Origin of the sequence: Paenibacillus sp. 32352 (genome assembly GCF_002042965.1) — a bacterium.
Taxonomy (GTDB): Bacteria; Bacillota; Bacilli; order Paenibacillales; family NBRC-103111; genus Paenibacillus_S; species Paenibacillus_S vulneris.
The window spans coordinates 1-22,991 of record NZ_MZNT01000006.1 but is presented as its reverse complement, the minus strand read 5'-3'; the positions used below and the strand labels follow the sequence as shown (position 1 = coordinate 22,991).

The following is a 22,991-nucleotide window of genomic DNA, read 5'->3' as shown; positions in this document are numbered from 1 at the left end:
CCCCAAAAAAAGGACTGGACTAGGCTCAAGGCCAGTGCCCGCTTTGTAGGGCTATTTCAACCCAAGCTTATAAGAGTCCTTACTTTCCATTATGGAAAAACATAGAAACGGCTATTCAAGGATTGCGGCATCCGCGTTAATTTTTTTTAAAGGTTCCGAATTTCATCCGGTTTGTATTTGCATTTTCGGGTGGATACACTATAATACAACTTGACGCAAAACCAGAAGCAGATAACGCAGGAAATCGGCCCGTTTGGAATAGGAAAAAACCATACGCTTCAGGACCTGGAATGAACCGGTATGATGAAGAAGGAAGGGTGAACTGATAATGGAATTGTGGTACACGGAGAAGCAAACCGAAAGTTTCGGCATTACCGCAAAAATTCGTGAGACGCTTGTAACGGAGAAGACCGCCTTTCAAGACCTCGCCATGATCGATACAGAAGAATTCGGACGCATGCTTGTTTTGGACGGCATGGTGATGACTACGATTAAGGATGAGTTTGTGTACCATGAAATGGTGGCGCACCCTGCGCTTTACACGCATCCTAATCCTAAGCATGTGCTGGTTGTAGGCGGCGGCGACGGCGGGGTTATCCGCGAAGTGCTGAAGCACCCTGAAGTGGAGAAAGCGGTACTTGTAGAAATCGACGGTAAAGTAATCGAGTATTCCAAGAAGTACTTGCCGGAAATCGCAGGGCAGCTGGATAACCCCCGCGTAGAGGTTATCGTGAACGACGGCTACATGCATATCCATGATCATAAAAATACATACGATGTCATTATGGTCGACTCTACGGAGCCGGTTGGACCGGCAGTAGAGCTGTTCACCCGCGGATTTTATCAAGGCATCTTCGAAGCATTGAAGGAAGACGGTATTTTCGTAGCGCAAACGGACAATCCTTGGTTCAAGGCGGACTTGATCCAAACGGTAAACCGTGATGTAAAAGAAATCTTCCCGATCGTACGCGTATACTGCGCGAATATTCCGACGTACCCAAGCGGCTTGTGGACCTTCACGATGGGCAGCAAAAAGTACGATCCGCTCGAGGTCGATGAGACGAAAATTCCTGAAATCGAGACGAAGTACTACACGCCTCGACTGCATAAAGCGGCTTTCGCCTTGCCGAAATTCGTAGAAGATCTTACGAAATAAATATCTCTAAAGTAAGGAAGTGTCACGCATGCGTTTGGATCAAGCTTATTCCGGTAACGTATTTATTTTAAGTTCTGATGATTACGAGGCATCCCGAGCCGTTATATATGGTATGCCTATGGACTTTACGGTCAGCTTCCGTCCAGGCTCCCGCTTTGGCCCTCCGCGTATCCGCGAAGTGTCGATCGGTCTGGAGGAGTACAGCCCTTATCTTGACAAAAGCCTCGAGGACATAAAGTACTTCGATGCAGGCGATTTGCTGCTGCCTTTCGGCAATGCGGCGCGCAGCCTGGATATCATCGGTGAATATGTCCGCGGCTTGCTGAATGACGGCAAATTCCCGCTCGGTCTTGGCGGAGAGCATCTGTGCTCTTGGCCGATCTTCCGCGAGGTTTATGCCAAATACCCTGATTTGGCGATCGTTCATTTCGACGCTCATGCGGATTTGCGCGAGCAGTACGAAGGCGAACCGCTGTCGCACTCCACACCGCTTCGCAAAGCGGCTGAGTTAATGGGCGGACGCAACATTTACCAGTTTGGTATCCGCTCCGGCTCCCGCGAAGAATTCCGCTATGCCCGCGAGAATATCAACTTCCATCCGTTCGAAGTATTGGAGCCTTTGAAAAAGGTGCTTCCGGAGCTGGCGGGTCGTCCGGTTTATTTGACTATCGATATCGATGTCCTCGATCCTTCCTGCGCACCGGGTACCGGTACCGCAGAAGCGGGCGGCATCACCTCGAAGGAGCTGCTGGCTGCAATTCATGCAATGGCTGCGGCTAACCTGAATGTCGTTGGCGCCGATGTGGTGGAGGTAGCCCCTGCCTACGATCCGACGGAGCAGACGCAAATTGTAGCGGCTAAGCTTATCAGAGAAATTTTGCTCGGACTAGTGAAATAATAGATGCAATAGAAAGAGGCAGCTCTTGCGCCGATGGCGCAGGGGCTGCCTTTTTACATAATTTATTCATTCCATGGGCTTAAGAATCGAGGCTCCATTTTGCGGGTCTTCGTACGGCAAGCTTACCCCGATTGCAGGGTTAAGACCGTTAACTCCGGACGGCAGTAAAACCGGATCGGGTATTGGGACACGCCGATGCCCCGATTGGTATAGACCTGCAGCTTGCCGTCGCCCAAAATATACAGGCCGTCTACGTATTTTTTGGCGTATTCGGGAGTGACGATATGGCCATAGAAGGGAAGCCGCACCTGGCCGCCGTGACTGTGACCGGATAGCTGCAAATCGATCGGATATTGAAGAGCGATATCGGCGAAATCGGGACAATGGGACAGCAGCAGCACAAAGTCGTTAGGGGGCACGGATTGCATCGCCTTGTCGATGTCCGGCTGCCCGTTCCACATATCTTCTATGCCGCTCAGCCATATGTAATCCTTGCCCCGGTTCAGGGCGACGGACTGGTTGTTCAAGACATAGAAGCCACTGTCGGCCAAAATCTTCGTAATTTTCTTCGGCTCCTTGCCGTAGTAATCGTGATTTCCAAGAACCGCTCCTTTGCCGAGAGGGGCTTCCAGACGGGACAACGCCTGAATAACCGCAGGGGCGTCTTCCAGAACGACGTAGTCGTACAGGTCACCGGTAAAGCAGATCAGATCGGGTTCATGGGACTGGATAATGCCGACCAGATGAGAGAGCTGCTCCGCTGTATAATGGAACCCGAGATGTACGTCGCTGAATTGGACGATCCGCATCCCGTTAAAGGCGGGAGGCAGCCGCTTCAGCGTTAAGGTCAGATGCTTGGTTTGCAGCCAGCGAGGTTCGGCATAGCGTGCGTAACCGTAACCGCCTGCGGATAATACGGCAAGCTGCGCGAAGCCGGACAGCGCATGCTTCAGAAAAGATCTTCTGCTGAGCTTGGAGGTCATAGGGCACGCCCCATACGCCGAGGATGTTCATATTTCACCGGGCAGAGGATATCAGCCAGGTCCGCCCTATAGGGAGGAACACTGGAATTCCATACCGCCTGATAACTCATGACTAACAGCATGATGCACACCGCTCCTTATTTTGGAAAAACTATTAATATGGTATTTACGCTCTACGCAGGGCAAAGGTTGCTGTCAAGTCAGGCGGTGAATTTTGCGAAAGCTGCTCGGGGTAATCCCTTCCTGCTTTTTGAACAGCTTGATAAAGTAGCTGCTGTCCTCGTACCCGACGCTGCGGGCGATATCGCGAACCTCCGTATTCGGCTGCTTGAGCAGCAGCTCCTTTGCCTTTCTCAGCCGGTAGCGGGTCAAGTAGGCAAAGGGGCGGATGCCGAGCGTCTGCTGGAACAGCAGGCAGGTATGCTGGGGAGTGACTCCGAGCTGGTCGGCAAGCTGCTGCAAGCTGATGGTCTCGTGATAGTGGGCCTCGATATACAGAAATGCCGGAGCGAGCTGCTCCGCATGCTGCCTTTTGGTACGGACCTCCGAACGGGAGGCGTACAGGAACAGATCGAGCAGCAGCTGATAGCCGAGGGAGGAGCATTCCGCTCCCCGCAGCGGATCTTCCGATTGCAGGATCGAGACGATGGCATTGATTTTATTAAGTGTCACATCGGGATTGCTTAAATATAGGATGGTCGATGTATCGAAATGCATGGAAGCCAGCAGCTCAGCCATATGAGCTCCGTTGAACGTCACCCATTTGACTGTCCAGGGCTCGCGGACCGGAGCATAGCCGTGCTTCTCATTAGGAAGCAGGAACATGCCTTGTCCCTCGCTTACCGTATATAGCTTGCCGCCGACCTCCAGCTGACCGGCCCCGCTCACCGTCTGAATCCACTGATAGTCGGGGAAGCCCTTCTCCCGGTGCATGGGCTCCTGATTGCGCCAGCCGCCCGCATTCGTAATATAGATCGGATATTTCAAATCCATTTCCGTCATGACGCCGAATATATTGTAGTCCAAGGGTAGAGACACCACCTTATGCTTCCGTAGAAACCAATATGAATATATTCATATTAACAAGAAAATGATCCGATTGAAATAGCACCTCAATAAGATTTATCCTATGCATATGATCCTATTTTGAGGAGGTTTCGTTATGACCGTATCCAAAAATGTTAAGCTTCCCCATTTGTTCTATGGGGGCGATTATAATCCGGAGCAATGGCCGGAGGAAGTATGGAAGGACGACATGCGTTTGATGAACAAGGCTGGCGTCAACATTGTCAGCGTCGGTATCTTCAGCTGGGCTGCACTGCAGCCGGGACCGGAAACATACGATTTTGCATGGCTGGACCGCCTGATGGATTTGATGGCCGAGCACGGCATTATGGCGGACCTGGCAACCGCTACCGCATCGCCGCCTGCATGGCTGGCGAAGCTGCATCCCGAGTCGTTGCCCGTAGATGAGAACGGGGCCCGTTACGCTCAAGGCTCGCGCCAGCATTACTGCCCTAACAGCAAGGCGTTCCGCCTGTACGGACAGCGGCTGGTCCGCAAGCTGGCAGAACGGTATAAGGACCATCCTGCACTTGCTATGTGGCATATCAACAACGAGTATGCGTGCCATATTTCCCAATGCTTCTGCGAGGAATGTACCCGGGAGTTTCGCGTATGGCTTCAAAAGCGTTACGGAACGATTGATGAGCTGAATGCCCGCTGGGGAACGAATTTCTGGAGCCAAAAATATTATGACTGGGAAGAAATCGGTCTGCCCGGCAAAACACCGACGTACCCGAACCCAGGCCAACAGCTGGATTACAAGCGCTTCATGTCCGACAGCCTGCTTGACGCCTATTTGGGCGAGCAGCGGATTCTGAAGGAAATTACGCCGCATTTGCCGATCATGACGAATTTCATGGGAGCCTTCAAGCCGCTGGATCATTTCGAATGGGCCAAGCATCTGGACGTGGTTACCTGGGACAGCTATCCGGAGCCGACGGCGGGGATTCCGGTATTTGCCGCCATGCAGCATGATTTGATGCGCAGCTTGAAGGGCGGGCAGCCGTTTATTCTCATGGAGCAGGTAACAAGCCAGGTGAACTGGCGGCAGCAGAATCCGCTTAAGCGCCCCGGCGTTATGCGCCTATGGAGCTATCAGACGATTGCCCATGGGGGGGACGGCGTGATGTTCTTCCAGTGGCGGCAATCCCAGGCCGGTGCGGAGAAGTTCCATGGCGCTATGGTAACACACACCGGAGATGAGAACAGCCGCATTTATCGTGAAGTCGAACAGCTCGGACAAGAGCTGAAACGGCTTGACGCCTTGGTCGATTCCCGCGTGGAGGCGCGTGTGGCGATGATCTTCGACTGGCATAACTGGTGGGCGCTGGAGCTGGACTCCAAGCCGAGCCGGGATATCCTGTACCTGGAGCAGGTCAAGCAGTATTACCAGGCTCTATTCGAGCATAATGTCGGCGTGGACTTCGTGCAGCCGAACGCCGATTTAAGCAGCTACAAGCTGGTTATTGCGCCTGCAATGTATATGGTCGCTCCCGGCGTCGCAGCCAATTTGGAATCGTATGTGCAGAACGGAGGCACGCTGCTAACGACCTTCTTCAGCGGCATCGTTGACGAGAATGACCGCATCCACTTGGGCGGATACCCGGCACCGCTTCGCAAGCTGCTTGGGATCTGTGTGGAGGAGTTCGATCCTATGCTGCCGGGCCAAACCAATGGCATCAGCGTAACCGGGGGCGGGGAGTTCAGCTGCAATCTTTGGGCCGATATAATACGGCTTGAGGGAGCCGAAGCTCTGGCATCCTTTACTTCCGATTTCTTTGCAGGTTCTCCGGCTGTTACGGAACATACGTTCGGAAGCGGGAAGGCCTATTATGTAGGCACGCAGCCTGAGGCTGGCTACATCAAGCAACTCGTGGGCGGCCTGCTGGCCGATTTGGAGCTGCAGGCTCCTGTGACGGCGCCTGCGGGTGTGGAGGCGACGGTACGCCGATCGGCGAACGGGGAACGCTATATCTTCGTGCTGAACCATAACGGACAGAAAACCAGCGTGGGGCTTCCGGAAGGGGCTTTCGTGGACCTGATCAGCGGCCGGTCCGTTGATAGCTCGCTGGAGCTTGATCCTAACGGGATTGCGATCCTTCACTTGCAGCCTTAGTCCTTTCCTTGAAAAAAGGCTCCCGTTTCGTTACACTGTTGCGTGTAGCGGGAGGTGCGGGAAAGATGAAGAAGGCAGTATCGGTCGTGATAGAGAGCTTCTCTGAGGACCAGCGCATGCAGCAGTCCGTTCAGGGAGAGCTGTTCCCAAAGGGCGATCATTATTATTTGCGATATGAAGAAGCCGATCCGGAGATGTCGGGGACGATGACGACGATCAAGCTGGAGCGTGACCGCATCCGGTTATTACGGAGCGGGAGCGTGCGATCGGAGCTTACGTTCGTGCAGGGCCAAAGCTGCCGGGGGAGCTATGAGATGCCTCAAGGCAGCCTGGAGCTGCACACGGACACGACCTCCATGATCATCGATCTGTTGGAGGGTCTCGGGACCGTCGATTGGAGCTATGACTTGTATGTGGCAGGGGAGAAATCCGGCTCCTTCCGGTTAAAGGTGACGATTGCTTTGCGGCAGTAAGCCGAATAAGCGAAGACAAACAAAAAAACGGTTTCGGGCGGGTTGCATCAGTCTCCGCTCGAAACCGTTTTTGATACTGCGCCGACGGCTCTCATCGCATTGATTTCCTTGATACCGAAGCTGGTTCTGTTTGCTTTCAAAATCAGCTTGGCGTTTTTCTTGATGATGGTTTTTACCTGCATCGGCTTTAGGCCCGGCTTTTTGGCAAGCATAAGAGCGATCACGCCGGTGACGTGCGAAGTCGCCATCGAGGTACCGCTTAATTCGTGATATTTTCCTCGCAGCCAAGTGGAATATACTCTCTCACCTGGGGCATAAATGTCGATTTTTTTGCTGATGTTGCTGAAGGGAGCGATCTGCCCGCGCCGGGTTGTCGCCCCTACGGCGATCACCTGACGAAGTCTGGCAGGGTAATCAATTCCCGCTTTCTTGCCTTCGTTGCCGGAGGAGGCTACGACGATGACACCAGCCTCATACGCGTTGCGCACGGCCAATTCCAGCGCTTTACTGTACGTTTTCATGCCGAAGCTCATATTAATAATGTGTATTTGATTTTTCACGCACCAGTCGATGCCGTTAATAATATCGGAAACAAACGCGCTGCCTTGATGATCGAATGCCTTCACCGGATGAATCAGAGCTTCCGGAGCCACTCCCAATATCCCGCGCTGGCGGCTGGATGCGGCGATCGTACCCGCGATGTGGGTCCCGTGGCCGTTATCGTCATTGGGCAGCAGAAACCGGTTCAGCAGGTTGATTCCGTGTGACAGGCAGTTGCGCAAATCCGGATGCGTGTAGTCGGCCCCGGTATCGATGACCCCGATATGAATCCGGTCCCCTTTGGATTTTTTCCAAGCTTGAGGGGCCCGGATATGCCGAATGCCCCAAGGAATCGTCTGCGTCTCGCCCGCTGACTTTCCGCTGTTAGACTGAACTGACTTTAAAGATTTCGGTGCATGAACCTTCATCAAGGTATCCGGTTCAACGGATTGGATAAAAGGGAGATCCGCCAACAGCTCCGGGGAATTCAGGGTGCAGGAAAGGGCGTGAATGATTTGCAGCGGCTGGACTTCCTTCAGCCGGGTCCATTTCTTCTTGCGGCGTTTAATTTGTTGCAGGCAAGCTGAGTAATGCATTGGGTCGTTGAATCGGATGATATGCTTGCAATCGCTGCTGCCTGTACCTTCCATGGCTCCATGTAGCCATTCAACAAACGCGGATGGTTTCACAGTTGATCTTCCCCCCATGCATCGGCCGTCTGGAATCATACGCTTTTCAATATCGTATGTGGGAGGAAGTCCGGCGGCATGTGCACATAACCTTTATATAAATAATTGGGTTGGGACCCGTGTCATTCGGGAAACTTGCACATACGATAAATAGAGAGAGTCGGTCGATTCTCTTCAGCAATGATGGGAGTTGGGGCAGATCTGTACTCGGCTCTCGCGGATACAGTCAAAGGCGAAGGAGCTTTCCTTCGCTTCTTTCTTTGGACGGGATCGGCAAAGATTTTGAGGAGGATGGGGACCAGAGTCTTTATCAGCAAAAAAAGCGGTCCTGCGGACAGACTCCTAGTTGCATTTTTACATAAAATAAGGTTTACTAAATGAGTATAATGGATATTATGAGTTAGGACTCTTGTAAAATGTTCGAAGGGATGTGCTTGGATGAGTGGACAGTACACTCTAAAGGTCGGTGCGGAGCAAGCAAAAGAAATGCCGATGGTCGATCTAGCATTTGAATTGCTGAAAGCTGCGAATACACCTTTTTATTACCGTGATTTAATGGCTGAAATCGCCAAAATTAAAGGCCTCTCTGAAGATGAAGTCATGCAGGTTATCGCTCAACTATATACGGAGATCAATATAGACGGCCGGTTTGCTTGTGTCGGCACGAATTTGTGGGGATTGAAGCGCTGGTATCCGGTTGAGAAATCCGAGGATGCCGTTGGCAGCGGCAAGCGTCCGCGCATTATTAACGATGAAGACGACGATCTGGACGATGAGGATCTGTTCGCCGAGGAAGAGGATCATTTCGCCGAGGAGGAAGATTACGACTCCTTCGACAAAGTGCGTGACGAGGATGACTTTGAATCGGAAGAAGAAGCAGAGGAAGAAACCGAATTCTTCGAAGAGGACGAGATTGAAGAGGAGATCGAGGAGACCGATCTGGAGGAAGACTCCGACGAGGAATTGGATGATTCCGAAGAGGAAGAATTTGATGATGAGGATGAAGACGACGACCGGAAATAAACCAATTCCCTCCTCCTTCTTGACAGGGATGGGCGTTCAGAGTAAACTATTTTCTGGGCTTTGGAAAAGATCGAATCATGACGAATGTCTTGACTATAAAGTGCCCCGCGCAAAGTCGGGGCATTTTTTCTTTTTTTATGGGGGATTTTTGAGCGATCCGTGCCGTTGGACGTGAAATGGATTGTGGCGCGGAAGTTGTTGCTTTCCTTCCGTTTATGAGAACTGATTTCGCGCAATACTATCAATATTGGAGGGTTACATAATGACCAAGTATATTTTCGTCACGGGGGGCGTTGTTTCCTCATTGGGCAAGGGGATTACAGCGGCATCGCTCGGAAGGCTCTTGAAAAACCGGGGGCTGAAAGTTACCATTCAAAAATTTGACCCTTATATTAACGTAGACCCTGGAACGATGAGTCCATACCAGCACGGGGAAGTTTTCGTTACCGATGACGGCGCGGAAACCGATTTGGACTTGGGTCACTACGAGCGTTTTATCGATATTAACTTATCCAAGAACAGCAACGTAACGACGGGCAAAATCTATTCCTCCGTTATTACGAAAGAGCGTCGCGGAGAGTATTTGGGCGGAACGGTGCAGGTTATCCCGCACATTACCAACGAAATCAAGGATCGCGTATTCCGCGCAGGACGCGAAGCGCAATCCGACGTCGTTATTACTGAAATCGGCGGTACGGTCGGCGATATCGAGAGTTTGCCGTTCATCGAGGCTATTCGCCAAATTAAGAGCGACATTGGACGCGAGAACGTCATGTACATCCACGTGACGCTGATTCCTTACTTGAAAGCGGCGGGTGAAGTTAAAACCAAGCCGACCCAGCACAGCGTGAAGGAGCTCCGTGGAATCGGCATTCAGCCTCATGTTATCGTTTGCCGTACGGAGCATCCGTTGTCCGAGGATATGAAGCGCAAGCTGGCCTTGTTCTGCGATATCGATGAGAAAGCGGTAGTCGAGTGTCTGGATGCGGATACCTTGTATGAAGTACCGATGATGCTGCGTGAGCAAGGGCTCGACGATATCGTCGTCAATCATTTGAAGCTGACTACGAATGAACCGGATATGACGGAATGGGAAAGCCTTGTTCAGCGCGTCAAATCCTTGAAGCATACGACGGAAATCGCCATTGTCGGCAAGTACGTTGCACTGCATGATGCTTATTTAAGTATTGTCGAAGCGTTGGGGCATGCCGGAATCGACAGCAACACGGAAATTAAAATTCGTTGGGTCAACGCCGAAGAGGTGACCGACGGCAACGTGGAAGAGCTGCTGAAGGGTGTACAAGGCATTCTTGTACCGGGAGGCTTCGGCGATCGCGGCATCGAAGGCAAGGTTTCTGCCATTCGCTATGCGCGCGAGAACAAAATTCCGTTCTTCGGCATTTGCTTGGGAATGCAGGTAGCCGTAGTGGAATATGCGCGTTCCGTATTGAATCTGGAGGGAGCGAACAGCTCCGAGATCAATCCGACTACGCCGTATCCGGTGATTGATCTTCTGCCTGAGCAAAAGGATATTGAAGATCTGGGCGGAACAATGCGTCTTGGATTGTATCCGTGCAAATTGGCGGAAGGCTCGCTCGCTATGCGCTGCTACGACGATGAACTTGTCTACGAAAGACACCGTCACCGCTACGAATTTAATAATCAATACCGTGACATGCTGGAATCGGCCGGCTTGAAAATTACCGGTACGTCGCCAGATGGCCGACTGGTTGAAATCATTGAATGCCCGGATCATCCTTGGTTCCTGGCTGTGCAATTCCATCCGGAATTCACATCGCGTCCGAACCGTCCGCAAGCCTTGTTCAAGCATTTCGTTCAAGCGGCATTTCAAATGAAAAATTAGTCATAGATCCTCATGCGACAGCATATTCCATAACAACACAATTCGATTTGCTTCTTCAGAAACTTCTTTAATTGTAAAAGTTTTCAACTTTCCGCAGAAACAAGAAGGAATATCGGTGTTTGTATCGAATTTATCTTGTTAGGATCGTTAGACAGGACGGAATTCCGACAAACAAACGAAAGCGGAATGAGGAGGTTACCGTATTGAAGAAGAAGTTGCTTATTGTTGATGACCAGAACGGTATTCGCATTTTGTTAATGGAAGTGTTCAGCAGCGAAGGCTATGAGACCTACCAGGCTTCCAACGGGAAGCTGGCCCTTGAGATTGTCAGATCGGCCTCTCCTGATCTTGTGCTCCTGGATATGAAAATCCCCGGAATGGACGGCCTGGATATTTTGAAGCATATCAAAGCCATTGACCCTTCCATCAAAGTGATCATGATGACAGCTTATGGTGAGCTGGACATGATTAAGGAAGCTACGGAGCTGGGGGCTATCATGCATTTCACGAAGCCGTTCGACATTGATGAGCTTCGTCATGCAGTCAACAATCAGCTGCGACTTACGGGCAACAATTCATACGCAGTGGGATCCTGATTTTTCAGGATCTCTTTTTTTTATTTCTATGGAATTGGGTTCGCTTACATGTAAAATCCCCAAAGATAACCCTCTATTTTAGGTAGGCTTGTCTGGAAAATTACTATAGGCTTGGTTATCATTTTAAGCTTTATATGATATAATAACGCAGTATGACACAAGAGCGGTCTTCGTACTTAACTCGGTCAATAAACACTAGGAGGAAGAGACACATGCCATTGGTTTCAATGAACGAATTTTTGCCTAAGGCAAAGGCGAACAAGTATGCAGTTGGACAATTTAACATGAACAACCTGGAGTTCGCCCAAGCTATCGTAGAAGCAGCAGAGGAATTGAAGTCTCCTTTCATTTACGGCGTAAGTGAAGGAGCTTTGAAGTATATGGGTATCGAGTTTACGGTTGCCATTGCTGAAGCGGCTGCCAAAAAATCCGGATTACCGATCGCATTGCACCTGGATCACGGCAGCAGCTTTGAAGTTGCTATGAAATGTATCCGCGCGGGCTTCAGCTCCGTTATGTTTGACGGTTCTCACTATTCTTTCGAAGAAAACATCCGTTTGACTAAAGAAGTGGTTAAGGCCGCTCATGCTATGGGCGTTTCCGTTGAAGGCGAGCTTGGAACTATCGGCGGCGTTGAAGATGATATCAGCGTTGACGAAGAGAATGCAAGCCTTGCTAAGCCGGAAGAAGCTATTCGTTTCTATGAAGAAACCGGCGTTGACTGTCTGGCGATCGCAGTAGGTACCGCACACGGTATGTACGCAGGCGAGCCTAACATCCGATTTGATATTATCGAGAAGGTTTCCCAGGCCATTCCTGTTCCTGTCGTTCTTCACGGCGGATCCGGCGTACCTGACGAAATGATCAAGAAGTCCATCGCAGCAGGGGTTGGCAAGATCAACGTGAACACCGAAAACCAAGTAGCATGCACGGAAACGATCCGTGAAGTGTTGAACAAAGATGCTAAAGTGTACGATCCTCGTAAATACCTCACTCCTGCCCGCAAAGCCATGATTGAAGTGGTTAAATCCAAAATTCAATTGTTCGGAAGCTCCAACCAAGCTTAAGTTATATACGGGAAATGCATCGTTAAGATGTGTTTCCCTTCTATTCTTTCTTTAATAGCTCCGTTTATCGGTTGATTCGTTTGTTTAGTGCTTTAAAGCAGTCATGTGGGAGGAAGAGGGACGAATGGAAAAATTGATGGTCTCCGGCGGTCGTCCGCTGAGGGGGACGGTCCAGATAAGCGGCGCCAAGAACAGCGCGATAGCTTTAATTCCAGCCGCTATTTTATCGGAGACGACGGTAACGCTGGACAATTTACCGATTTTGAGCGATGTAGCCATTTATACGGAACTTCTCGAGGAGCTTGGTGCAACGGTAGAATGGAAGGAAGATCGCATGATCATCGACCCGAGCCGCTTGCAATCCAAACCTATGCCGAACGGCAATGTGAAGAAATTAAGAGCTTCCTACTATTTGATGGGAGCGTTACTGGGACGTTTTGGGGAAGCCACCATAGGATTACCCGGCGGATGCAATTTTGAACCGCGTCCGATCGATCAGCATATTAAAGGATTTGAAGCGCTGGGAGCGCGTGTAAGTACAGAAAACGGTGCCTTACATATTCATGCTAAAGAGCTTCGCGGGGCAAAGATTTATTTGGATGTAGTTAGCGTAGGGGCGACGATCAACATCATGTTGGCAGCTTCTCGCGCCAAAGGTGTCACTTTGATTGAAAACGCGGCCAAAGAGCCTGAAATTATAGATGTTGCCACTTTATTGAACGCCATGGGCGCTAAAATAAAAGGGGCAGGGACAGAAACCATTCGCATAGAAGGCGTAGATTCTCTGCACGGATGTCACCACTCTATCATTCCCGATCGTATACAAGCAGGTACTTATATGATTGCCGCAGCCGCAACGCGCGGGGATGTTGTCGTAGATAATGTGATTCCCAAGCATATGGAGGCCTTGACGGCCAAATTGCAGGAAATGGGCGTACACATTTATGAGATGGATGAGTCCATCCGTGTTGTCGGTCAGCCTATTTATGAAAGCGTCGACGTAAAAGCATTGGTGTACCCCGGGTTTGCCACCGATCTGCAATCGCCTATGACGAGCCTCCTTACTCAAACCAAAGGCGTCAGCATTCTTACAGACTATGTTTATAGCAATAGATTTAAGCACGTTCCGGAGCTTGTGCGAATGGGAGCCAAAATCAAGGTTGAGGGGCGTTCGGCGGTTATCGAGGGATCTCCGCTGTGTGCGGCTAAAGTGAAGGCGACGGACCTTCGGGCCGGCGCTGCGCTGGTCATAGCGGGCCTTACCGTACCGGATGGGGTGACCGAAATTAGCGGCGTCGAATATATTGATCGCGGTTACGATCATTTGGTTATGAATCTATCGAATTTAGGTGCAGAGGTATGGCGGAAGAACGAATAGTAGTCGTATAGACTTCGCCAAATTGGGTAATGCTAGACAATGTCTGCATCACAGTGAAACAACACTTCGATAGTCTTTTGAAACAGAACACCGTAAAACGGTTAAACATGTTATGAAGCGGCTTTCTTACGAAAAGCTATCTGCGAGGTCTTCGCCCGGCCTGATCGCTGCGGTGAACATTGAGGGATGGTTTTTCGCAAGAAAGGCTTGCTGCTCCTTTCCTCATTCCCCGACCTGATTCCTTAGTGGGTTTTCTCCGAGAACATGTACTTCCCGGCAAATGAAAAAGGATTCCATGAACGCCTCATGCTAGAATAATGAATGTGGAACGTTAAGCCTTGAAAATTTAATAGTTTGGTGGTTAGAAATTATGGATATGCATCTAGCTCAACTAGAGGCACTTAAATTAACAGAGCTTTATCAATTGGCCAAAAAGCATCAAATTCCTTATTACGGGCAGTTGAAGAAAAAAGAACTTATTTTCGCCATTTTACGCGCGCAGGCTGAAAAAAGCGGATTGATGTTTATGGAGGGCGTACTGGAGATCCTGCAGGACGGTTTCGGTTTCCTTAGACCTATCAATTACCTGCCTAGTTCGGAGGATATTTATATATCCGCCTCCCAGATTCGCAAATTTGATTTGCGGTCCGGAGACCTGGTATCCGGTAAATGCCGGCCTCCAAAAGAAAACGAACGTTACTTCGGCTTGCTGCATGTGGAGGCAGTAAACGGAGAGGACCCTGTGACGGCAGCGGAACGGCTGCACTTCCCGGCATTGACTCCTCTGTATCCGCAGAAAAAACTGGTGCTCGAAACCTCCCCTACGCATTATTCCACACGGCTTATGGACTTATTGGCTCCCGTAGGATTAGGACAGCGCGGCTTGATCGTAGCTCCGCCTAAGGCAGGTAAAACCTTGCTGCTCAAAGAAATTGCCAACAGCATTTCCACTAATTACCCGGATATCGAGCTGTTTGTGCTGCTGATTGACGAGCGTCCGGAAGAAGTGACGGATATGCAGCGTTCGGTGAAAGGGGAAGTGGTCGCTTCTACCTTTGACGAGCTGCCGGAGAATCACATCAAGGTTGCTGAATTGGTGTTAGAGCGGGCTCAACGCTTGGTTGAGCATAAGAAAGATGTCGTTATATTGATGGATAGCATCACTCGTTTGGCTCGCGCCTACAACCTGGTCGTGCCTCCGACTGGCCGTACCTTATCCGGGGGGATCGATCCCGGGGCGTTCCATCGCCCGAAAAGATTTTTCGGTGCCGCCCGTAATATCGAAGAAGGCGGCAGCCTGACGATCCTGGCCACTGCGCTTATTGAAACCGGATCGCGTATGGATGACGTTATCTATGAAGAGTTCAAGGGAACAGGCAATCTGGAGCTGCACCTGGACCGCAAGCTGGCGGAGCGCCGCATATTCCCGGCTATCGACATTCGCCGATCGGGTACACGCCGCGAGGAAATGCTCTTGACCAAAGAAGAGCTGGATAAAGTATGGGCTATTCGCAAGAGCATGAATGATTCGCATGAATATTTGGAGGCTTTCCTCAAGAAGCTGGCTGATTCCAAGACGAACCAAGAGTTTTTGGATATGCTCGAAAAAAATGGCGCGGGCAGCACAGGCGGCAGCGGGGGCAGCGGTTCTTCTTCCGCATCCGCCTCCAAGCGGGTAAAAAACACCTCTGCGTCGTAATTCAACAAGATAGGAGCATTAGCCATGAACTTGCTATATGCCGACCGTGATGGAAATGTATTCGATCATCCCGACTATACTGCACTTGGCCGTAACGGTGATATGATAACCGATATTATGGAAGAAGAGCTGATTCCTCTTCCGGAAGGAGCTACGTTGGTCAGCCTGCCGCATACACGACCGGTTGGCTTGAATGCGGCTACCGGGGAGATGGAAGTCGTCCCCGGGGATGTTACGGCCGTCGGAGCGCTGCTGCCGCAGGGCTTCACCCGGCTGCTGCTTCCAGGGTACGTCAAATCGGACAAGAGCCAGCTGCTTCCGCTGTTCGGTTACACGGCTGCCGTCTGGAAGGACGGGCGGTTTTATGTGGCCGCGCATCAGAGTGACGATCCGGAGCGGTGGAATCCGCGCAACTGTGATCCTGACGAGCTGGAGCTGCAGGTGCAGCGTTATTTGGAGAAGTACAGCGAGAACCGGCTTTACAAGCATTTATCGAATTGTGCTTTGGGCTACGAATGTCTTACAGCCTCCAATACGTTCTTGAATCGCTGGGAAGGTGCGGTTCCCGTATCATTCTCCTGCAATGCCGGGTGCTTTGGCTGTATTTCCGAACAGCCTGACGATAGCGGCTTTCCTGCCCCGCAGACACGTATGAACTTCAAGCCGACGGTGGATGAAGTTGTTGAAGTCATGCTGGAGCATCTGAAAACGCCGGACAGCATCATCAGCTTCGGACAAGGCTGTGAAGGCGAGCCATCGACGCAAGCGCCGATCATCATTCAAGCGATGCGCCGTGTGCGTGAGCTGACCAGCATGGGATATATCAATATCAATACCAATGCCGGTCTGACCGACCATATCCGCGGCATTGTGGACGCCGGCCTTAACTTGATGCGGGTAAGCACCATCAGTGCCTTGGACGACCATTATAACGCTTATTACAAGCCCCGCGGCTATACGCTGAAGAATGTCGAGAAATCGCTTCGCTACGCGGCTGATAAAGGGGTGTATACCTCAATCAACTATTTGATTTTTCCCGGCGTAACGGATAGGGAAGAAGAAATCGAGGCCATGATCGAATTTGCCAGACGAACCGATCTCAAGCTGATTCAGCTGCGCAATTTGAATATTGACCCCGAGAGCTATTTGGGGCTAATTCCCAAAGCGCAGGGCGAAGTGCTCGGAATGAAGCAGATGCTGGACATTTTCCGTGAGGAGCTGCCTCATGTTGTTCTCGGCTCTTATACCCATGTTCCACCAAAGCCGTAATTCGGACAAACTACTTGCAACGAATGCAGCTGACGTGATATACTACGCCTATGTGTGTAATTAAATAACTCTGATTCACATGGTGTTTCAGGGCAAAAGAGGTGAAAGCAGTGAAAGAAGCAATCCATCCTACGTACCATAACACAACGGTAACTTGTGCTTGCGGCAATACGTTCGAAACAGGTTCGATCAAACAAAATCTTCGTGTTGAGATTTGTTCCGCTTGCCATCCGTTCTTTACCGGTAAACAAAAATTCGTTGATGCCGGCGGTCGCGTTGATAAATTTAAAAAGAAATACGGTATCTAATTTTAGACCGTTTTCCAGATGTCTTACAGCATAATCATGCCTCCTGTGGCTATCCTAAAAGCAATGCAGCAGCTTTGATGACTTTGTTCATCGGACTGTTTCACTAGCTCTTAGAAGTTGCAGGAGGTGTTTTTGTTTTGAAACCGAGAGTGGCGTCATTCACGTTGTGTATTTTATTATCCGTTGTATTATGGGGAACGGCTTGTCAGAAGCAGGACGGAGTGACCAGGGTGAAGTCGTATTCCCGGGACGGGGCGCTTGGTATAACGGAGGTCAATCCGAACATGCCCATGAGTCCCACTTATCATACGTATATGGATGATACCCGTTTAATGAAGGATACGATAAGACAAATCCCCGAAGTCAGGTCCTCTACCATTACTATGAACGGACCTATTGCTACGGTAAGACTGGATGTGCCGGCCACCTTATCTGCGGAAGAGGCGGAAAGAGTGGAATGGGAGGCCTACGACAGGCTGTCGAAAATGATGCCCCGATATACGGTGAAAGTTTCCGTTTCACGTAAATAATGCACACAGGTTGATATTTCTCGGGGAATCGTCTATACTTATCTTTGCCGTGCTAGACGGGGAGGTAGCGGTGCCCTGTAACCCGCAATCCGCTGTAGCGGGGTCGAACGCCTATTCGCGGTATTACGATGTAAGGTTTGGGTTTTAGAATCGGTGTTGAGAGTTGGGTCCTCCGCAATGGATGCTTGTGAACCCGGTCAGGTCCGGAAGGAAGCAGCCGTAAGCAAGATGTTTCATGTGCCGGAGGGCTGCCTGACTTGAGTCGAGTCTAAAAATTCCGCTTGGATCGTAATATCAAGGTAGGTGCACGGTATTATTTTTTAAAATGAATGTACATAAACACCATTTTCGGTCTATGACCGGGGATGGTGTTTTTTTATACGCTCAGGAGGAAAATGAAAAATTTAGGAGAATTGTATACTAAAGTTAACTGGAATGTTAAAAGGGGTAGAGCTTAGGAGGTGGCACGTTGCAGCGGGGGTTGAATTTGCTACAGCAATTCGCCGGAACATTTATGAAGGATGTCAATCTGGGGGTTCTGCTTATTGACACCAGCTTTCAATTGATTGACATCAGTGATATGGCGTGCCGTGTGCTTGGCTTAGTAAAAGAGAATGTGATCGGACGGCCGGTAGACCGTATATTCGCGACACTTCCGCCCGAGCATCAGTTGGTGCAGCGGAGTATTCTGGAGGGGATGGTTGTACGCAACCACGCGCTGTCGTGGACGAACAATCAGGAGCGCTACGAGCTTTTGCTGGATTCCAATGTGCTGCGTGACGAGAATCATCAGATAGCCGGAGCTTATATTATTTTTAAAGATGTGACGAATCTGCGTTCCTTGGAAGAACAGGTTCAGCGCAGCGACCGGCTGGCGATGATCGGACAGATAGCGGCGGGAACCGCCCATGAAATTCGCAATCCGTTGACCTCGATTAAAGGCTTCCTGCAGGTGCTTCGTAAAACACTTCAAGAGCAAGGGATGGAACGGGAAAGCGGCTATACCGAGGTTATGCTTACTGAGATGAACCGGATCAATGAATTGGTGAACGAATTTTTGCTGCTGGGCAAACCCAAGAATGTGACCTATACATCCATTGATATTTCGCAGGTTGTGAAGGATATTTTGCCGATCATTAAGAATGAGGCTCTGCTTCACGGCGTTATTGTTCAATGCGAAATCACAGACGGGCTTCCACATGTCATAGCGGATAAGGAGTTGTTGAAGCAAGTTTTTCTGAACATATGCAAAAATGGCATTGAGGCCATGGGTGACGGAGGTCATTTGAAGATTACGGAAAGGGTGGACATTGAGGAGCGAAAAGTGAACATAGAAATTCACGATACAGGTCCCGGCATACCGCTTTTTGTTATTGATAAAATTTTTGACCCGTTCTTCACTACAAAGCAAGAAGGCACAGGACTTGGACTGTCCATCTGCCAACGTATTATTCACGACATCGGCGGGCATATCCGCGTTTCCTCGAAAGGCTTCGGAACTACTTTCACTCTCAGCATTCCTTTCCCCTAAGCCACTTCATTCAGCCGTAGATGTGTAGTATAATAGACGGGATAAACAATTGTTGGAGAGGAAGCTATGGCACATATCGCATTATACCGAACGTGGAGACCGCAGGCTTTCCGTGAAATTGTAGGTCAGAAGCACATTGTTCAAACCTTGCAAAATTCGCTGCGCGAAGGGCGTTATACGCACGCTTACTTGTTTAACGGCCCACGGGGTACGGGGAAGACGAGTGCTGCCAAAATATTGGCTAAAGCCGTCAATTGTTTGAAAGGTCCTGCCGAGGAGCCGTGTAATGAGTGCGCCAACTGCATTCGCATTACCGAGGGTGCCGTCATGGACGTTGTGGAGATTGATGCAGCCTCCAATCGGGGCGTCGAGGAAATCCGCGATATCCGGGACAAAGTGAAGTACGCGCCGACAGAAGTGCGGCAAAAGGTGTACATCATCGACGAGGTTCATATGCTCACAACGGAGGCCTTCAATGCATTGCTGAAGACTCTCGAGGAGCCTCCAGCACATGTTATGTTCATTCTGGCTACCACGGAGCCGCATAAGCTGCCTGCTACGATTATTTCCCGCTGTCAGCGCTTCGATTTTCGCCGGGTATCGCTGGATGAGCAGGTGGAGAGGCTTCATGAAGTGTGCAGAGAAGAGCAAATTAATGCCGATGATGAAGCCATTCGGTTCATAGCCAGATTGTCCGATGGAGGCATGCGCGATGCGTTAAGCCTGCTGGACCAGATCATGGCGTTTTCGGGCAAGAGCATCACATACGATGATGTGGTATCGATTACCGGAGGCATGGCGGGCGACCAGTTTCAAAAATTGGTGCAGGCTGTGAAACGACGGGATGTCGGGGTCGTATTACAGTTGATTGATGACTTCATGCAGGAAGGCAAAAGTGCGGATAAATGCATGGAGAGCCTGCTGTATTATTTCCGCGATTTGCTTATGGTCAAGATGGTGCCTGGTTCTCAGGCGGTCACTGACCGTATCATAGATGTAAAACAATTTGCCGAAGTGGCGGAGTCGTTCACAACCCAGGAGCTAATCTCCATGATGGACACATTGAACCATTACCAGACGGAGATGAAATATTCCGTACAGCCTCAGACGCTGCTGGAAGTGGCTTTAATGAAGCTTTGCAGCTCCGCCGGTCCTGAACGTTCAGCCGCGGCAGCGCCTACAGCCGGATCGGCTCCAGCTCAGGATGGATTGATTGTTCAACTGACCGGACGAATCCAGCGGCTGGAGGAGCAGATCGCTCAGATGCTTAAGCAGGGTGTCGCCCCAGCTGCAGCTGGTTCCGGCCATGCCGGCGGTCATTCCGGTTCGGGTGGAAGAACGGCTTCGGTACCTGTAGCGATGAAGAGAGTTGAGAAGCTGGAGGGCTACCTGCACGCCAAGGATACGGACGAAACGCGAGCTGTCATTCAGCGGTGGAGTCAAGTGCTTGGCCGGGTTAAGGAGCTGAAGATTACCATCCATGCCTGGCTGGTGGACGGAGAGCCGGTTGCGGTATTTGAGGGAGCTTTGCTCGTTGCCTTCAAAAGCTCGATGCACCGGGAAACGACAGAAAAGCCGGCCAATAAACAGCTGATTGAGCAAGTCATGAGTGAGATTCTAGGCAAGCCTCTTCGGCTGGTCACTATCATGATGAAGGATTGGAAGGCCGCCGCAGAGCAGTCGAAGCCTGCCGAGCAGGCTGGTGAGGAGTTAAAGCTGGTGCATGAGGATGAACCGGCGGCAACGAAGGAAGAATGGATTCATGAGGCCATCCAATTGTTTGGCGAGGATCTGGTAAAAATAAAAGAAGATTGATGACGAGGAGTGGATTTTCAATGAACAACATGAACCAAATGATGAAGCAAGTGAAGAAAATGCAGGAGCAAATGCTCAAGACGCAAGAGGAATTGGCGCAAAAAACAATCGAAGGAACTGCCGGCGGCGGCGTTGTTACTGTTACCGTGAACGGGCAGAAGAAAGTTACCGGAATCGTCATCAAACCGGAAGCCGTAGATCCGGACGATGTAGAAATGCTTCAGGATCTCGTTCTTACAGCTATTAACGATGCAATGAACAAAGCGGAAGAAATGGCTAACAAAGAAATGTCCCGTTTGACGGGCGGAATGAACATTCCAGGCTTATTCTAATCGACCGACGGCCGCATTTGTGAAGTACAGGGAATTTACTTTAACAGCATAAGGAGCTATCTCTTTTGTTTTATCCCGAACCGTTAGCCAAACTGATCGATTCGTTTGCCCGTTTGCCCGGTATAGGGCCCAAGACGGCTGCGCGGCTTGCATTTCATGTGCTGCGTATGAAGGAAGACGACTGTATCGATTTTGCCAAAGCCCTGGTCAATGTCAAACGAAATTTGCACTATTGTTCCGTCTGCTGCAACATTACGGATACGGACCCCTGCCGCATATGCCAGGATAAAAGCAGAGATCGTTCGGTCATCTGTGTCGTGCAGGAGCCCAAGGATCTGGTTGCAATGGAAAGAACCAAAGAATTTAATGGGTATTACCACGTCCTTCACGGAGCGATCTCACCGATGGAAGGCATCGGCCCTGATGAAATCCGGATTGCGGATTTGCTGAGGCGGTTGTCCGACGAGCAGGTGCAGGAGCTCATTCTCGCAACCAATCCGAATATAGAAGGCGAGGCTACGGCGATGTACTTGTCGAGGCTCGTACGTCCGTTTGGATTGAAAGTGACGCGGATTGCGCATGGTCTGCCTGTGGGCGGCGATTTGGAATATGCCGACGAGGTTACGTTGACCAAAGCGTTAGAAGGACGCAGGGAGCTTTAACAAGCTTACGAGCCTTTGAATATAGCAATGAAAGAAGAGAAGTCGTTTAGAATAACGCAGGTTATTCTTGTACGGCTTCTTTTTTTATAGACTTCTTCTTCTATGCCGCGACTTTTCATTTTGACCGCAATGTACCTGAATCCGCTTCGAAGCCATAGCCGCACTTAGTCGGGTTATTTTTGTATAAAATAAGAGATTCGGTTCTACTTAAGCCCTTGGATTGATATGTATAGAACATAGGGACAAACTTGGGAGGGATCGAAAATGAAGCTATGGCAGAGGTTAAGCTCGAAGCATCGTAAACGGGAGGAGCTATTGAAGAATGAGAGACTGCAGCTGCTGCTTGAGATAGGAGTAGCTCATAACGAATGGGTGGCGGCTCAGGAGCGACTGAACTACGTGCTGGATGTGGATCAGATTGATTATGCCGTATATGCTATGGAGGCAGCGGAAAAAAGATTCGAAATGTTAATTAAGCAGGCCAAGCATATGAACCTCTCTGCCATAGACGTATATAAAGGGAGGGTAATGGAGGGTTGATGATAAAGCAATATATGCTGTGGGGAATCCTTATCGTATCCGGGCTGTTATTGATTATTACTTTGTTCAGGCATAAGCATACCTTTCAGTGGATTGGATATGTATGCTTGCATGTTGCATTTGCCGCATTTTTGTTATATATTTTAAATCTGTTCGGGCCGTATACCCGAATCGAGGTTCCACTAAACCCCGCAACCGTAGGGACAGTCAGTGTGCTTGGGGTGCCAGGTTTATTGATGCTTATCGCGTTGAAGCTGTGGGTTGTATAAGACTATAATGAAGAGTCTGAAAATGGAAAATAAAAAAGACTTGCACTATAGTGTGGGATTGTGATATATTAATCAAGTCGCCGCTGAACGGGGCGGCAAGAAATAAGAAGCATTGTCCTTTGAAAACTGAACAACGAGTGAATGTTTTAACAGAGAATGAAAATTCTCGCTAGCATTGAATTTTGAGC

22 protein-coding genes and 1 other RNA gene are annotated in these 22,991 nt (G+C 50.0%); 20 read left to right on the top strand and 3 right to left on the bottom strand.

Annotation, left to right across the window (positions count from 1 at the left end; genetic code table 11):
* Positions 1 to 328 precede the first annotated feature (328 nt).
* Both speE and speB read left to right on the top strand, forming a co-directional pair.
* Entirely contained in the window at positions 329 to 1,156 is an 828-nt protein-coding gene (gene speE / locus B1728_RS15230; protein ID WP_079911097.1) for a polyamine aminopropyltransferase, read from the top strand.
* Positions 1,157 to 1,184: 28 nt separating this feature from the next.
* Positions 1,185 to 2,054 (top strand): agmatinase, encoded by an 870-nt coding sequence (gene speB, locus B1728_RS15225; RefSeq protein ID WP_079911096.1) that lies wholly within the window; start codon positions 1,185 to 1,187, stop codon positions 2,052 to 2,054.
* 122 nt (positions 2,055 to 2,176) lie between these two features.
* Here the strand turns inward: speB and B1728_RS15220 are convergent, their stop codons facing one another.
* Together B1728_RS15220 and B1728_RS15215 are read right to left on the bottom strand one after the other, a co-directional pair.
* On the bottom strand, positions 2,177 to 3,037 hold the full coding sequence (locus B1728_RS15220; RefSeq protein WP_079911095.1) for a metallophosphoesterase: 861 nt from the start codon (positions 3,035 to 3,037) through the stop codon (positions 2,177 to 2,179).
* Positions 3,038 to 3,232: 195 nt separating this feature from the next.
* Positions 3,233 to 4,063 (bottom strand): AraC family transcriptional regulator, encoded by an 831-nt coding sequence (locus B1728_RS15215; RefSeq protein ID WP_079911094.1) that lies wholly within the window; start codon positions 4,061 to 4,063, stop codon positions 3,233 to 3,235.
* A gap of 136 nt (positions 4,064 to 4,199) precedes the next feature.
* Here B1728_RS15215 and B1728_RS15210 point away from each other — a divergent pair, with 136 nt between their 5' ends.
* The gene (locus B1728_RS15210) at positions 4,200 to 6,218 is read left to right on the top strand and encodes a beta-galactosidase (RefSeq protein ID WP_079911093.1); all 2,019 of its coding nucleotides are present in this window, start codon (positions 4,200 to 4,202) and stop codon (positions 6,216 to 6,218) included.
* Between the two features lie 65 nt (positions 6,219 to 6,283).
* Positions 6,284 to 6,691, top strand: a complete 408-nt coding sequence (locus B1728_RS15205; RefSeq protein ID WP_079911092.1) for a YwiB family protein — start codon at positions 6,284 to 6,286, stop codon at positions 6,689 to 6,691.
* A 47-nt stretch (positions 6,692 to 6,738) separates the two neighbouring features.
* On the opposite strand, the gene B1728_RS15200 is transcribed toward B1728_RS15205, so the two are convergent.
* Positions 6,739 to 7,920: a S8 family peptidase gene (locus B1728_RS15200; RefSeq protein WP_306293529.1), complete on the bottom strand. Its 1,182-nt coding sequence runs from the start codon at positions 7,918 to 7,920 to the stop codon at positions 6,739 to 6,741.
* Positions 7,921 to 8,358: 438 nt separating this feature from the next.
* Between B1728_RS15200 and rpoE the strand changes: the two genes are divergently transcribed.
* From rpoE to B1728_RS15115, 16 genes are all read left to right on the top strand, one after another.
* Positions 8,359 to 8,943: a DNA-directed RNA polymerase subunit delta gene (gene rpoE / locus B1728_RS15190; RefSeq protein ID WP_079911089.1), complete on the top strand. Its 585-nt coding sequence runs from the start codon at positions 8,359 to 8,361 to the stop codon at positions 8,941 to 8,943.
* Positions 8,944 to 9,205: 262 nt separating this feature from the next.
* Complete coding sequence (locus B1728_RS15185) at positions 9,206 to 10,807, top strand: CTP synthase (RefSeq protein WP_079911088.1); 1,602 nt, start codon at positions 9,206 to 9,208, stop codon at positions 10,805 to 10,807.
* Positions 10,808 to 11,010: 203 nt separating this feature from the next.
* Positions 11,011 to 11,403, top strand: a complete 393-nt coding sequence (locus B1728_RS15180; RefSeq protein WP_079911087.1) for a response regulator — start codon at positions 11,011 to 11,013, stop codon at positions 11,401 to 11,403.
* Positions 11,404 to 11,615: 212 nt separating this feature from the next.
* Positions 11,616 to 12,470, top strand: coding sequence for a class II fructose-1,6-bisphosphate aldolase (gene fba / locus B1728_RS15175; protein ID WP_079911086.1), 855 nt, complete (start codon positions 11,616 to 11,618; stop codon positions 12,468 to 12,470).
* 124 nt (positions 12,471 to 12,594) lie between these two features.
* Positions 12,595 to 13,848, top strand: coding sequence for a UDP-N-acetylglucosamine 1-carboxyvinyltransferase (locus tag B1728_RS15170; protein ID WP_079911085.1), 1,254 nt, complete (start codon positions 12,595 to 12,597; stop codon positions 13,846 to 13,848).
* Between the two features lie 370 nt (positions 13,849 to 14,218).
* Positions 14,219 to 15,547 carry a transcription termination factor Rho gene (gene rho / locus B1728_RS15165; RefSeq protein ID WP_079911084.1) on the top strand — a complete coding sequence of 443 codons (1,329 nt, stop codon included), beginning with the start codon at positions 14,219 to 14,221 and terminating at the stop codon, positions 15,545 to 15,547.
* A gap of 24 nt (positions 15,548 to 15,571) precedes the next feature.
* Positions 15,572 to 16,816, top strand: coding sequence for a radical SAM family protein (locus B1728_RS15160; RefSeq protein ID WP_079911083.1), 1,245 nt, complete (start codon positions 15,572 to 15,574; stop codon positions 16,814 to 16,816).
* A gap of 110 nt (positions 16,817 to 16,926) precedes the next feature.
* Complete coding sequence (gene rpmE / locus B1728_RS15155; RefSeq protein ID WP_079911082.1) at positions 16,927 to 17,124, top strand: 50S ribosomal protein L31; 198 nt, start codon at positions 16,927 to 16,929, stop codon at positions 17,122 to 17,124.
* Positions 17,125 to 17,261: 137 nt separating this feature from the next.
* Positions 17,262 to 17,654, top strand: coding sequence for a hypothetical protein (locus B1728_RS15150; RefSeq protein ID WP_079911081.1), 393 nt, complete (start codon positions 17,262 to 17,264; stop codon positions 17,652 to 17,654).
* A 47-nt stretch (positions 17,655 to 17,701) separates the two neighbouring features.
* Positions 17,702 to 17,965, top strand: an RNA gene (gene ffs / locus B1728_RS15145) — signal recognition particle sRNA large type.
* A gap of 203 nt (positions 17,966 to 18,168) precedes the next feature.
* Entirely contained in the window at positions 18,169 to 19,185 is a 1,017-nt protein-coding gene (locus B1728_RS15140) for an ATP-binding protein (RefSeq protein WP_377740965.1), read from the top strand.
* Between the two features lie 66 nt (positions 19,186 to 19,251).
* Complete coding sequence (dnaX, locus tag B1728_RS15135) at positions 19,252 to 21,000, top strand: DNA polymerase III subunit gamma/tau (protein WP_079911079.1); 1,749 nt, start codon at positions 19,252 to 19,254, stop codon at positions 20,998 to 21,000.
* Positions 21,001 to 21,020: 20 nt separating this feature from the next.
* Positions 21,021 to 21,332: a YbaB/EbfC family nucleoid-associated protein gene (locus tag B1728_RS15130; protein WP_079911078.1), complete on the top strand. Its 312-nt coding sequence runs from the start codon at positions 21,021 to 21,023 to the stop codon at positions 21,330 to 21,332.
* A 65-nt stretch (positions 21,333 to 21,397) separates the two neighbouring features.
* Entirely contained in the window at positions 21,398 to 21,994 is a 597-nt protein-coding gene (recR, locus tag B1728_RS15125; protein WP_079911077.1) for a recombination mediator RecR, read from the top strand.
* Between the two features lie 264 nt (positions 21,995 to 22,258).
* Positions 22,259 to 22,534: a DUF2508 family protein gene (locus B1728_RS15120; protein ID WP_079911076.1), complete on the top strand. Its 276-nt coding sequence runs from the start codon at positions 22,259 to 22,261 to the stop codon at positions 22,532 to 22,534.
* Positions 22,534 to 22,803, top strand: a complete 270-nt coding sequence (locus B1728_RS15115) for a pro-sigmaK processing inhibitor BofA family protein (RefSeq protein ID WP_225948221.1) — start codon at positions 22,534 to 22,536, stop codon at positions 22,801 to 22,803. The genes B1728_RS15120 and B1728_RS15115 overlap by 1 nt, the downstream gene beginning before the upstream one ends.
* Positions 22,804 to 22,991 lie beyond the last annotated feature (188 nt).